6 protein-coding genes are annotated in these 14562 nt (G+C 48.5%); all 6 read right to left on the bottom strand.

Translation table 11 applies throughout. The features are described 5' to 3' along the window. Positions 1-122: 122 nt before the first annotated feature. A complete protein-coding gene (locus ACUTVW_RS15305; protein WP_445646597.1) occupies positions 123-3749 on the bottom strand; it encodes a DEAD/DEAH box helicase in 3627 nt (1208 codons plus the stop codon). 85 nt (positions 3750-3834) lie between these two features. Next, positions 3835-6348: a DUF3656 domain-containing U32 family peptidase gene (locus tag ACUTVW_RS15300; RefSeq protein ID WP_445646596.1), complete on the bottom strand. Its 2514-nt coding sequence runs from the start codon at positions 6346-6348 to the stop codon at positions 3835-3837. 368 nt (positions 6349-6716) lie between these two features. Continuing rightward, the gene (locus ACUTVW_RS15295; RefSeq protein WP_445646595.1) at positions 6717-8612 is read right to left on the bottom strand and encodes a stalk domain-containing protein; all 1896 of its coding nucleotides are present in this window, start codon (positions 8610-8612) and stop codon (positions 6717-6719) included. A 43-nt stretch (positions 8613-8655) separates the two neighbouring features. Continuing rightward, entirely contained in the window at positions 8656-9819 is a 1164-nt protein-coding gene (locus ACUTVW_RS15290) for a S1C family serine protease (RefSeq protein WP_445646594.1), read from the bottom strand. 272 nt (positions 9820-10091) lie between these two features. Beyond that, the gene (locus ACUTVW_RS15285) at positions 10092-10301 is read right to left on the bottom strand and encodes a hypothetical protein (RefSeq protein ID WP_445646593.1); all 210 of its coding nucleotides are present in this window, start codon (positions 10299-10301) and stop codon (positions 10092-10094) included. Positions 10302-11612: 1311 nt separating this feature from the next. Then, on the bottom strand, positions 11613-14471 hold the full coding sequence (gene uvrA, locus ACUTVW_RS15280) for an excinuclease ABC subunit UvrA (RefSeq protein WP_445646592.1): 2859 nt from the start codon (positions 14469-14471) through the stop codon (positions 11613-11615). Between the last annotated feature and the right edge of the window lie 91 nt (positions 14472-14562).

Genomic DNA, 14562 nt, shown 5'->3' with positions numbered 1-14562 from the left:
ATCAATAAGGTATGAATAAAATAGAAAGGGATTAAACAATGAATCAGGTTGGTAAAAGCGGTGCATTTCTCTATATATTACCACATTTTTTGACAATCGTTGCATAAAAAAACAAGTTTTCTCTATACCATCAACAATTCGCGAATATCCTGCTCTGATAATGTCGTTGTTCCTCCATCGCCCGGTTCAATCACCTCGGCAATCAAATCTTTCTTACGTTGTTGCAACTCCAGAATTTTCTCCTCAATGGTGCCCTCGGTCACGAGACGAATGACTTGAACCACCTGTTTCTGTCCCATCCGATGTGCTCGTCCAATCGCCTGTTCCTCCACCGCGGGATTCCACCACAAATCATACAAAATAACGGTATCTGCTCCTGTGAGGTTAAGTCCGGTTCCGCCAGCTTTGAGTGAAATGAGGAACAACTCGGCTTCTCCCTCGTTAAATCTGCGGCACATCTCTACACGGCTCTGTGCAGGAGTTTGTCCGTCCAGATAAAACAGGTTGTTTCCCTGTGCCGTAAGAGTCTGACGAATAAGATGAAGCATACTTGCAAACTGGGAGAAGATCAGAATACGTTTGCCAGCGGACAAACAGTCTTGAACTGTCTGCAACAGTTGTTCCATTTTACCGGAATCCCCTTGATATCCATCCACAAAAAGTGCCGGGTGACAGCATAACTGGCGCAGACGGGTAATGCCTGCCAAAATTTTAATCCGATTTTTCTGAAATCCGTTCTCTTCCATATCCTTTGAGGTTTCATCCTGAAGCTGGGAAAGATAAGCTGCATACAGCTTTTTCTGTTCCACCGTCAGCTCGGAGCGCTGCACTGTCTCAATCCGATCTGGCAGTTCTTCCAACACGTCCTTTTTCAGGCGGCGGAGAATGAACGGACGCACCATGCGCGAGATACGTTCGGGCGGCAGGTCACGGAACCTTCTGTAGCTAGGGAACAGTCCCGGGAATACGGCTTCAAAAATAGACCACAGTTCATCCAGAGAATTCTCAACGGGTGTGCCTGTCAGAGCAAATCGGCGCGGCGCCTGAATCTGTTTGACTGCCTGCGCCGTCTGAGACGATGCATTTTTGATCGCCTGTGCCTCGTCCAGAATCAAGGTATGGAAGGTTCGTCCCAGATACGTATCCAGGTCACGGCGCAGCAGCGGGTACGATGTCACGATCACATCCGCCTTGTCCATACCCGCCAGCATGCTGGCACGCTCCTCCTTCTGTCCTGCGGCGATCAGTACGTTCAGATGCGGAGCAAATCGTGCAAATTCATTCTCCCAGTTGTATGTCAATGAAGCAGGCGCGACAACCAGTACAGGCGGATGCGACATTCGCGTACGAATCGTCAGCCCCTCCTGCTCCGAGGTGTGCCAAGCGTCATCTATCGTTCCAGTGGTGTTGGCCAAGTAAGCCTGCTGAGGCTCATTCATGATCCAATCATTAGAGATGGTGTTGCCTGCATCAGCTGACGCCCCTGCCGCTTGTCCCTGCTCATACACAGGTCTCTCCTGTAACGATGCGGTGATGTAGGCGATACTCTGCAGTGTTTTCCCCAATCCCATATCATCGGCCAGAATGCCACCAAACCGGTAATGTGCAAGTGTACGAAGCCACTGATAACCAGTTGCCTGGTAATCCCGCAGCACAGGAGCCAAAGTCTGTGGTATAGGGAAATCCATTCGCTCAGGATCACGCAGATCATCGAGGAAACGTTTGAGCGAACCTCCCCATTTCACATGACCGGAAACCTCATCTCTATCCGGGAGTTGCAGAGCCCTTACAGCAGGCAGCCGGATATGGCTGCTCTGGATATCCTTCGATTCCAGACCAAGCGCGTCAGCCATATGAGCAAAGCTGCTCGCGCCTTCATTCTCAAGTGACAGGAAGACACCGCTTCGCAGTCGGAAAAAAGCTTTCTTTTCCACAATGCTGCGCATCAGTTCCTGCAACTCTTGCTCATCCACGCCTTCCATCTCGAAGGAAATCTCAAGCCAGTCCAGTCCTCTTCCCAGATCAGCGCGAACCTTCGGCGGTACCGGATACGTTGGCATCATCGCTTTCACAGCATTCGGCATGTAGATATCGGCCAGCTTCTCCAGCTCAGGCAACAGGTGATACATCACATCATAGATGGCGTCCTCACGTTCGCTTGCCCAGACACTTCCCTCCCGCTCCAGGAAAGAGCGGTCCAGTCTCTCAATCAGATTTCGTTCTTTGAAACGTTCGCGGATCAAGATTACTTTCTTCTCTTCCTCATTGATCAAATACTCTGCAAGCGGGTTAATGACCATGACGCCATAATCGAATTCCAGACGTGCTGTAATGCGTTCCCGGTAAAAGTCGATGTACAGCTTCGGTGACAACTCGGGTTCAGCAATCTGTTCACGCACACGGGAATCAATCGATAGATGCCCCAGCATACGTAGTTCCGGAACAACATGCTGCACGAACTCATCCACCTGCTGTGAAGAAATATCAATGCTCTCTTTAATGCCATAAGAAGTGAGCGCACTACTCAGATCTTCCAGACTTCGTATCTGCATGGGTTCCAACATATAGAGCTGCCCTTCAACAACCACCGCATCATACGCCGGAAGCAGGATCAGTTCGCGCAGTCCCGACACCTCCAGCTGATAACCCTCATTAACCCCCTCCGCGATCCGGTAAAATAAAGGCAATGCCCCTTCGCTTATGATCAGCGGTCCGTTCGCCAGCCCTGTACCCTCCATCCGGCTGTCCACCTGCAAAAGCAGCTCCAGCAAAGGCTTCCACACGATGGGCGCAATCAGGATATCCCTTCCGTCCGAAGCACCCAAATATCCGGAGATGGACTCACGATATGCCTCTTCACTTTGTCTCATGCGAATGAGCATCGATAGGATCGCTTGATCTTGGGCACGAAATACATGCATTAGCGGGTCATAATGGAACAGCTTGGTGAAGGACATGGGCTCACCCTTCTCGATACAGTTCAGGAACTGCTTCACCTTTTGCACAACATAGTGCCTTTTATTGCCTACTTTTAATTCAAGTGCCAGCTTGGCTCCACCACGAGAAACATGCACCAGTTTGCATATAAACTGTACCTGTAGCTCTTCTCGCAACACGGAGCGAGTGACGGGTGCTGTGTATTTATGCTCCCGTTCATGTGGCAATCTGCGATCCTTCGCAAACATGGACAAAATCTGGTCTGCCGTGCGGTAGGACGGTTTGTCCGCCGAGCGTCCCCAGCCTGAAGCCGAACTCGGACGACCTGCCTGGGCAAAAGGAGAAGGGGACAACGTCTGCGGCCTTTGACGCTGCGTTTGTTCCGGTTGGTGCTGATGCGGTTGCTGCTGTGCCTCTACCCTGCATGCAGATGATGATGGAGTTGAATAAGGCCGCTCCCATGTCTGCTCTTCGACCAGTGTGCCTACTTTAGATGTATTGCCTCTGCTGTCGGATAGATCGGAAGTGTCCGTATGTTCATGAATAGCGAGTAGAACAGCTGCGATATGTTTGCAATAGTCATAGTAGTTGCCATAGGCCGGGCAATTGCAATGTGCTTCAATCTCCCCCGCCTCATCTAGATCAACCTTGACTTGGTAGGCTTCTGTTCCCCGGACAACGGCTTGGTAATGACGTCCGTCTTCAATCACAGCTAGCTTGCCAATCCTGCCTGACTGTTGATATTCTTCACCGTGTTTAAATGCCGTGACCCCGCACAGCAATTTAATATCCATCATCGTAAATGGAGCCACGCCTCACACCTCCTTGGTTGCCGATGTCGCTTTTTTTATAGAAAAAACCCCAAGAGCTCCGTAAAGCAGAGATTGGGGTTGCTTATTATTTCACCAGTTGGCCGCGTGTAACGCCTAATTGGTTCGTTGCTTTCAGGGTTTTCCATACTTGCGTACCGCTGATCTCGCCGCGCAGTGCACGGTTGTACAGGTCGATAACCTCCTTCACCTGCTCCGGTGTCTCTTCCAGGAACTCTACCCGGTAACGGGATACACCCAGATCCATAAAGTTAGTCAAGTATTCAGCGCCAGACTGCTCTACTGCGTTATACACCGTGTTACGGCAGCCTTCATCCACGCGTACCGGGTGAGACATACCAATTCGGTCTTGCAGGGATGCACGTTTTTCTTCACAAGGACGGCCACAGTTTGTATAATCCGTTCCTTCACTCATAAACGTACAGTATACGCAGTGCTCTGTATGGAACATCGGCAGATGCTGATGGATGACCACTTCGGTCTGACTTGTACGAGAGTTGCCCAGCAGATCAACCATCTGTTGAATGTTCAGGTCATACGATGGTGTAATCCAGTCACAACCTGCTTCCAGGAAAAGTTCCACGGCCTTGTGATTGGCAATATTCAAGGAGAAGTCACCGATCAGCTGCGGATGCTTCGCGTCCGGGTTCATTCTGCGGTGACGCAGGTAGAAGTACAACGCACCTGTGTTGCGTACGAGTACCGCATCCGGCTCCAGACGCAGGATGTTGTTATGATATCCATTCTCGCCAGGCATATGAATACGCGGCGTTGCCAGCGCGATTTTGCGGCCTGCGGCATGCACAGCTTCCACCGCTGCCGGGAACTGCTTGATGAACTCGAAGTCGGCGTAGATCATGCCGACGCCCGCTTCCAGCGCTGCCTCCACTTGTGGCAGGCTACGGCACAGCGCGGTCAGCTCTGCCTGACCGCGAGCTACTGGCGATGCCGGTTGTACCGCATCGCCGTACACGTCCACCGCCCGTTTCACGTAGACGGGCGGTTTCGGGCGCTCGCCCGCGAGTTGTTCGACCGCCTGACGGCGAATATTGTTCAACTCGCGCATCGGGATGATGACGTCACCGTGCAGATTGACGTCCAGATCCTCCAGCTGGAACACGGTGCCACCGAGGCGTCCGAATTGCTCCTCGAGCAATTCATGGGTCATCGGACGTTTCTGGGCAATGTCCAGTTCCATCTCCGAATCCACGCGCACGGTCGTTCCCTTCTGCACGTCGGTCCACCACGTGCTGAGCGGCTGGCCCGGGCTGCCGATGACTTTTACTTTGACCGGGAAGACACGGTAAGGCTTATCGATCTCAAAGCTTTGACGCAGACGTTTGTCGAGCGCGGGGTCATTGGTTTTCCACACTTTGTCGCCGACTTTCACACGGCGCAGATCCACATCACTGCGGCCCGGTACGATGTCCACGATCCAGCCTTCGCCGGCCTCGCCTTCGATCTTCACACCTTTGCGGCGCACATCATATATACGTCCGCCTTCTTCTTTTTTCGTTGGATCACCAGCGTCAAACACAATGCCGTCTCCACGTTTCACGGGTGCATCCAGTTTCAGAACCACACCGTCACGCAATACTTGATCCACACGACCAAGATAAACGCCGCGGCTTTTCGGGAACGTGCCGTCTACCAGCTGTTTGTTATTCGTTCCGTCCAGGAAACCATGGGTGAATCCACGCGAGAAGCTCTGTTGCAGCTCACGAATTTCTTCCTTGCTTGTCCGTGTATTGTCACCGTCAAAATAACGGTCAATCGCTTTGCGATATTTGCTAACTACGTTCGCCACGTACTCTGGCGTTTTGAGGCGGCCTTCAATTTTGAAAGACGTTACGCCCGCTTCAATCAATTCCGGCATGATATCAATGGCTGCCAGATCTTTCGGAGACAACAGATAGGCCACATCACCCATTGGCTGGTGAACGCCATCTACCATCAGATCATACGGCAGACGGCAAGCCTGTGCACATTCGCCACGGTTCGCAGAACGTCCGCCCCACATCTCGGAAGTCAGACACTGACCCGAATAGGACACGCAGAGTGCGCCATGCACAAATACTTCCATCGGAAGTTTCGCTTGGTCGCCAATTTTCTGAATTTGCTTCAGATTGTTCTCTCGTCCGAGTACGACACGTTCCATGTCAAACGGCTTGGTAAACTCCACCGCTTCAGGCGACGTAATCGTCATCTGAGTAGAACCGTGAATCGGGAAGTCTGGTGAAATCTCACGAATCATTTTGACCAGACCCAGATCCTGCACGATCACAGCATCTACACCCGCATCTACGCAGGCATCAATGAGTTCCTTGGCATCTTTCAATTCATTTTCAAAGATCAATATATTAAAGGTCAGAAACCCTTTTACGCCATAACTGTGCAAAAACGCCATAATCTCCGGCAGCTCGTCCATGCGGAAATTGTTTGCTCGTGCCCGTGCATTAAACTTTTCGACCCCGAAGAAAATCGCATCCGCCCCGTTGGCTACCGCCGAACGCATGCAATCCCAGTCCCCGGCAGGTGCCAGAAGCTCAACGTCTTCTCTTCGTATTGTTGCTGTTTTCATGTAGATCCTCCCCATACCGGCCTACGCCGGTTTTCTTCCCTTGTACCCGTGTTTAGGTACACCTCATTGCTGTCAACGTCAAGTATCGCTATATCTATACATTATGTCTGTATTGCCTGAAATCGAGGCCTACAGTCTCTCTATTCATCAAATCAGCAGTAATAACTCCTGAACTAGTATAGTGTACCACTTCTGCACCCACTCTTCTACGTTTTCCTGAAAAAACCGTTTATGATTTTCATCTTTTTCCATCGACATTCCACTCACATTTAATGCACTCCACTCCTACTCTACACATCTCCACTTCATCTCAAAAAAAAAACCGGAAGGTTCTCTAACCCTCCGGCAATTTCTATGCATCTTTATTCTTATTTGATAAAAGTAAATGAGTTCACTGCTTTTTCCAACATGGCTGCCTGCACTTGCGTGCGGTTCGCATCGTTCAGACCACTTGTGATCGTATACGTTGTTCCATTCTTTTCAAACACGATCTGACGTCCTGTATATGGTACACCCTTGTCCACTTCATGATACGTAAAAGAGAACGCAGGCACCCCTGCAAAGGTCAGCTCCTCACTACGGATCAGATTGAAGCTTTTTCGAGTTTTGGCTGCCTCTGCATATGCCTCTCTCAGCTGACTAACCGTCATTTCAATCGACTTGTCCTCTGTAGCCGCAATAGAGAAGTCTCCGCCTGTGAACGTATAAACGACAGGTGAGCTTTCAAATCGGTCATTGTACGGCGTCCAGTAGCGCGGAATATCCACGCTGTAATGATACGTTTTGGACGTCCGCGTGATCGTCTTCATTTTATCGGTCAGATATGGATCTTCATCCAGCTGACCAAAGTTATCTTTTACCGTGTCAAAATCAATTTCCACACTCTTCATGATCTGTTCAAACCATGCCCGGTCTGCAGTCTGTCCTTCAGGGAAGGTATACTCCGCGTAATAGCGATACCCGTTTTTCTGCAAAAGAACGTCAAACTCGGTCTGCCATCCTGCACCGAAGTTATAGCGGAATTCATTCACCTCGGCCGTCTCACCAGAGATATCCGTCGTAAAGGAACCCACCTGCTGATAGCTCTCTGCTGTGAAGGTTTCGCGCATCCACTTTTCGAGCTGATTACTCCATTCCTTCACCGTTGCTCCAGACTTGGCAGAAGTCACCCGAAGCTGCAAATACGCTCCGTCTTTATCTTGATAGACCATATTTTTATTATCCATAGACCAGCCAGCCGGAACCTTTAATTCAATACCGTAGTCATCATTCCAAGCCGCTCGCATGCCTTCTTCTACCGTGGAAATATCTTTAATCCTTCTATCAGACTGCGCATAGCTTGGCTCAAAGGAGTTGAGCAATGAAGCATGCTTGCCCATATCTTTATAATTGGTCGCTTCATAATCCGCTAAGTACACATCATATTGACGACCGTCATGAACATACTGGCGTAACTCCCATAACACACCGTCCGCATCTTTGACGATAACTCTTGCATAAGGGTTGTTCCCTTTAGATATCGCTTCACGATCCAGTACCGTATCTCCTGCCTGTTTGGCCATCTGAACCAGCTGTGTCAGCAAGTCGTCCGCATCCAGTACAACATTCTGGTCACTCACATATACTTCGAGATAATAACTTTCGTCCGAATCTCCAAAAGTCATCATTCGTTCCTGTTCATTGGTTTGTAACACCAGCAGATCAGCCGGATAATGAATTGACCAGCCATAATAACTGTTGCCAATTCTTGTTTTCCCCTTGTCCAGATCAATGCCGTCATCATCGGTACCCTCACCTGTTTGCAGCATACGAATGACGATCTCTCCCGAACTGTTCGGCGCAAGCGTTGCACCCATTCCGGCAGCAACCGGGCGAAGAGGAACCATCAGCACACCGTTTATCATTTTGGGTGCAGCCCCCATCTCCACTTTGGCTCCGTCAATCCAGGCAATGGAACTGTCTATTTTTAAGGCCACCACATGCGGACCTTCCTTAATTTTTATCACATCATTTTTCTCTAACCCAATCTCGCTTCCAAATGCCTTCTTGAACACACCGACAGGCACCATAGTCACACCTTTAACGATGAGGGGTTTTGTTATGTTTTGTTTCTTACCGTTAATAAATGCGGTTGTACTCCCTGCTTTGACCCGTAGCTCATTCGTGATCAACTCATCGGATGCCCATACCGGCAGAGCTGTGCTTGCCAGCAACATCCCCGCTAATACCCCCGTGCTTAACACGCGTAACCATGACTTCTTCATTCCGTTCATTCGTCCTCTCTAGATTCGGGTTACTTGCTGGGCCTTATTCTTCATCCGTTGGAAGTGATTCCTCTGACTTGTCCTCCAGCGAAGATCGATCGACAAGGACTACGGTGCGGGTTACGATGTCACCATCGGTTTGCACCAGCAGTTTCACCTTTTGTCCAGGTAAATACGCTTTGAGCAATTCGTTGATATCTACGACTGAAGATACACGTTTGCCCGCCACACTGTAGATCGCATCCCCTTCCTTGATTTTGGCTTTCTTTGCCTCCATACTCAGTACACCCGTAACCGTCAACGCATCTTCCGCAGGCAGACCTACAATGGCGGACCAGCTCTCTTCCAGCTGTAATCCGAGACTCGCGCGTTTGACCGTTCCATATTTGAAAAATTGATTAATAACAAAGTTAACGGTATCCACCGGAATGGAAAACCCCATGCTCTCAATGCCCACCGCAGAGAACTTCATCGAGTTAATGCCGACAACTTCCCCCTTCAGATTAACCAGCGGCCCGCCGCTGTTCCCGGGATTAATAGCCGTGTCCGTTTGAATTAAACGGTAAGATGCTTCCACGCCGCGATTCAGGCCACTGATCACACCAACCGTAGCTGAATTACGCAACGAAAAGGAGATCGGCGTACCGATCGCAATGACTGTCTCCCCCACAACAGCCTGTGTAGCTTTAGCAAAGACCGCAGGTTTGAGGGATTTAGCATCAATTTTAACCAGCGCAAGATCACTTAACGGATCACTGAATGATTCTGTAATTTTGTATGTATTACCGTCTGTCGTTACCACGACTGGATCAATCAACTCATCTACCACATGAGCGTTCGTCACAATCCATCCGTTAGAGCGAATGATAACGCCTGTGCCATGTGCCAGATTATAACGGTCATTTGCCGACCCGTTCTGATTTTCCGTTGTTTTGCCGATAATGCCTACTACGGACGGAGATACCTTCTCGATCACTTGCGGGATGTTTGCACTTCCCTTGTATGTATACGTTCCGGATTTGGCGTCGTATTGACCACTGCCACCGAACATCTTCACCAGATCTTTGGTATTCACATACACCTGGCCGTCGATCACCTTGGCTTGCATGCCTGTCTTGGAAGATGCAGCTCCAGCCGTAGCCGCCATACCCATGGAGAGCACCATAACCATCATCATAGCTGTCGCTCTCTTTAAAAACCTTTTCATGATTTCACCTGACCCTCTCTATACATCCTTCTTGCGCGACTGGACAGCCGATTCCTGGCCGAATCTATCTTCTCTCTCATCTGCAATTCCGGTATCCCTCAATGTATCATACAAATTCTGCCTGTACAATCGTTTTAATTTTCGTTCTTTTTCGACAAAAAAATCATTTCCTCATGGTTTACAGACATGAAAAAACACCTTCCATATCCATCGTGGAAAGTGTCTAATACTGTTCATGTGTTATTGGTATCTCTACTGCACTGGTGTTTCTGTTAACCAAACCAGCCCGTGATCATCGCGTAGTCTGTCATCAAAAATACCAGCAGACTGACCACTGTAAACCCGATGGCAAACAAGTTTTTCTTCGGTGCCCGAAGCAGACGAACCAGTCCGATAGAAATCAGGATGGTAAACAAGATGACAAAAATATCAAATGCATTAAAATTCGATGTACTCGCCGTGGCAGCCTCTGCAAGCAGCATGGATAGACAGACCTCCTCACCATAGTTGAACAACTTAACGCATACCCTAAACTCTTCCTCTATGTTATCTGTACACTGTTAGTAATGCAAGCCCTATCATCCAGAAAAATGAAAAAAAATCCATATTGACCGATTAGCTCGTGAAAGCTTATCCAGTCTAATATGTAAACACTTTCATTATATCGTCTTGTTAACAGCTAATAGAAAATGTACGCAGGTAGCAGATAAGATGTAAAGAAGATCGGAGCAGGTAACAGAGGCAGTCACATGTAGTTTTATGTAGTCACTATACAATCACTATGAAGTTCCACACAGTTCCATGCAGTCACTATATAATCACTATGAAGTTCCGCACAGTTCCATGCAGTAACCACACCGTAGTCACTATGTTGTTCATGCTGTTCATGTTTTTCACGTTGTTCTATGTAGTCACTTTGAATCCCTCGAAGTTACCATGTAAGTTTTGCGCGCTAACGATCACCACGGAGCTTATTGGGCCGCTTATCACCTGTTTCAAAATCTAACGATCATGAGAAACGCTATTTTACTCAAAATCGTCGAAATCAGCGTAAAACTCGGTTTTTGGATGAAATAACGTCGCTGGTGATCGTTAGAATTCTGAGTTACCTGATTTTGCTCAAATAAGCTCTCCTGTGATCGTTAGATCACTGTCTGGTCGAGCCTGCAAATCAAGGGGAAGTTACACTAACATTAGGTACCTGAACGACCCATTTAATAAATACAATTTAGCGCAAATATATACTTAAGTTAACTTAACACATCCAACGTAGGCTACTTCTTATTCAATGTCTTACTGCTTATTAATGTTTCACAACACTTCTTACCTTACTTCTTACTTCTTACTTCTTACTTCTTACTTCTTGCTTCTTACTTTCCCCTAATGTTACAGTCTCCGTGGACTCACCTCAACTTTTTAACGCCCACTTCTCTTTCCCCCAACTCGTCCTAACACACTCCTAAACATCACATAAAAAAACCTTCCTCACCGCAGAAAAGGTAGTGGATTGTCATCCGCTGCCTGTTTCTCGGGCAAAGAAGGTTCGCATCTTTATTTCAACTCGTTACCTAATCGAACATCGCACAAGTCCGCCAACGTAGAATCCTCCACCAGTCGCAGAATGTCTGCTTCATTAGCTGCAGAGCAGTCATAGTAGCAACAGAGGCGCACACAGTACAAACTATAGCGGAGCAATGATAGTAACGTAGCCTTTAAGCAATACTCCTTACAGATAAGCCATACCAGTTACAGCATAGCTGCGCAATCCAAATTACAGTTTTGCTTCGCTCTTATCAGTCTGCCAGTTGCAGAGCTCTGCTCCGCTCCGTATCGCGCTCCAGTACAGGTTTAAGATATTTACCCGTGTACGAAGCCTCCACCTGAATAATATCTTCCGGCGTCCCTGTGGCTACAATAGTACCGCCACCGCTTCCGCCTTCTGGACCGAGATCGACGATATAATCGGCTGTTTTGATGACATCCAGATTATGCTCTATGACAAGCACCGATTCTCCCGAATCAACGAGACGATGCAGTACGTTGAGCAGACGATCGATATCATCAACATGCAGACCAGTGGTCGGCTCATCCAGAATGTAGATCGTTTTGCCGGTACTCCGGCGGTATAACTCGGAAGCTAGCTTCACACGCTGTGCTTCACCACCAGACAGTGTTGTAGCAGGTTGACCCAGATTAATGTAACCGAGGCCGACATCAAGCAATGTCTGCATTTTGCGATGAATCTTCGGAATGTTCTCGAAAAATTGAGTAGCGTCCTCCACTGTCATCTCAAGCACATCCGAAATATTTTTGTTTTTGTATTTCACTTCAAGCGTTTCGCGGTTGTACCGTTTGCCTTTGCAGACCTCGCATGGTACGTATACATCCGGTAAGAAATGCATCTCGATTTTGATAATGCCGTCTCCCCGGCAAGCTTCACAACGTCCACCTTTGATGTTAAAGCTGAAACGGCCTTTTTTGTATCCACGCACCTTGGCTTCGTTCGTCTGAGCAAACAGATCACGAATATCATCAAAGACACCCGTATATGTCGCCGGATTAGAACGTGGTGTACGTCCAATCGGCGACTGGTCGATATCAATCACTTTATCGATATGCTCCAGTCCACGAATCTCCTTGTGTTGCCCCGGGCGTACTCGCGCACGGTTCAGATCCCGTGCCAGCGTTTTGTACAAAATCTCGTTGATCAGCGTAGATTTACCCGAACCAGACACTCCCGTTACAGCGGTGAACACCCCTACAGGAATTTTTACATTCAGGTTCTTCAGATTATTCTCTTTGGCGCCGCGTACTTCCAGCCAGCGGTCCCCAACACTTCGGCGTTCGTTACGAATCGGTATAAACTTCCGTCCACTAAGGTACTGACCCGTTAACGAATTTTCGTCATTCATAATCTCTTCCGGTGTACCCTGTGACATAATCATACCGCCGTGAATTCCTGCGCCTGGGCCAATATCTATAATGTAATCCGCAGCCATCATGGTATCTTCATCATGCTCAACCACGATCAATGTGTTTCCAATATCCCGCATATGCGCTAGCGTGGAGATCAAGCGATCATTATCCCGTTGGTGCAGACCAATACTTGGCTCATCCAGAATGTAGAGCACGCCCATCAGGCTGGAACCTATTTGAGTGGCTAGTCTGATCCGCTGTGCTTCACCGCCGGACAACGTTCCAGCGGCACGGCTTAGCGTCAGGTAGTCCAGGCCTACATTAACAAGGAAGCCCAAACGGCTGTTAATCTCTTTCAGGATCAGTTTGGCAATGGTTTGCTCTTTTTCGGTCAACTGCAACGAATCAAAGAATCGTCCCGCTTCACCGATAGACAGACTTGTTACATAAGCCATGTTGTGATCATTAATCGTTACTGCAAGGCTTTCGCGTTTCAGTCGCTGCCCTTTACATGTCCCGCAAGGCTTCGCACTCATGTATCCTTCAATGAACTCACGGATGCCTTCAGAAGCCGTTTCGCGATAACGACGCTCCAGATTGTTAACGATGCCTTCAAACGTAACTAATGCTTCCTTACGTTGTCCAAAATCATTTTCATAACGGAATCGAATTTTCTCCGAGCCTGTCCCTTGCATCAGTTTGTTCATCTGATCAGCAGGCAGATCCTCGACAGGCACATCCTGCGGAATATTAAAGTGTTCACATACCGAGCGGAGAAATTGCGGATAATACGTGGACGTGCCTCCAGTCCAAGCATCAAACGCTCCTTCTTCAATCGTTTTGCTGCGATCCGGCACAAGCAGGTCCGGGTCTACAATCATTTTGACACCCAAACCGTCACAATCCGGGCAAGCACCAAATGGGCTGTTAAAAGAGAACATCCGAGGTGCCAGCTCATCGATGCTGAATCCGCAGACCGGGCAGGCAAAATTCGAACTGAAGCGCAACTCTTCTTCACCAATGATATCAACGAGCAGCTGCCCGCCCGACAGATTGAGAGCCGTCTCAATAGAGTCAGCCAGGCGTGCCTGAACGTCATCCTTTACAACGATCCGGTCAACGACAACATCTATGGTATGTTTTTTGTTTTTCTCCAGTTGGATATCTTCCGATAGGTCACGTAGTTCCCCATTAACCCGCACACGTACAAAACCTTGTTTGGACACATCAGCAAATACACTTTTGTGCTCCCCTTTGCGCCCCGCAACAATTGGAGCCAGTATCTGCAACCGGGTACGTTCAGGGTATTGCATGATACGATCCACCATCTGTTCTACCGTTTGTGATGTTATCTCAATCCCGTGATCCGGACAATGCGGGTGACCCACACGTGCAAACAGGAGACGCAGGTAATCATAGATTTCGGTAACAGTTCCTACCGTGGAACGTGGGTTACGGCTTGTTGTTTTCTGATCTATTGAAATCGCGGGCGACAAACCCTCAATGGAATCGACATCCGGTTTCTCCATCTGACCTAAAAACTGACGTGCATAAGCTGACAATGATTCTACATAACGCCGCTGTCCTTCGGCATAGATCGTATCAAACGCTAGCGAGGACTTGCCTGATCCGCTCAAACCAGTCAATACAACAAAGCGGTCACGCGGAATGGTGATATCGATGTTTTTCAAGTTGTGCGCTCGTGCGCCTTTGATGACAATGTTCTCGCTCGCCAATGGTATTCATCCTCTCATTGCTTTTCTATTCTATATAAGTTGAACTATAGATTATTTACACGCACACTCCAATGAGTTTTTGATCTCCTTT

Source organism: Paenibacillus sp. TSA_86.1 (assembly GCF_052691815.1).
Note: the sequence above shows the minus strand (reverse complement) of the source record. Positions and strands in the feature narration are given on the sequence as shown.

Bases quoted from the DNA above. Each gene is read 5' to 3' on its own strand.
- ACUTVW_RS15285 (WP_445646593.1), bottom strand. From the start codon at position 10,301: ATGCTGCTTGCAGAGGCTGCCACGGCGAGTACATCGAATTTTAATGCA.
- ACUTVW_RS15295 (WP_445646595.1), bottom strand. From the start codon at position 8,612: ATGAAGAAGTCATGGTTACGCGTGTTAAGCACGGGGGTATTAGCGGGG.
- ACUTVW_RS15300 (WP_445646596.1), bottom strand. From the start codon at position 6,348: ATGAAAACAGCAACAATACGAAGAGAAGACGTTGAGCTTCTGGCACCT.
- ACUTVW_RS15290 (WP_445646594.1), bottom strand. From the start codon at position 9,819: ATGAAAAGGTTTTTAAAGAGAGCGACAGCTATGATGATGGTTATGGTG.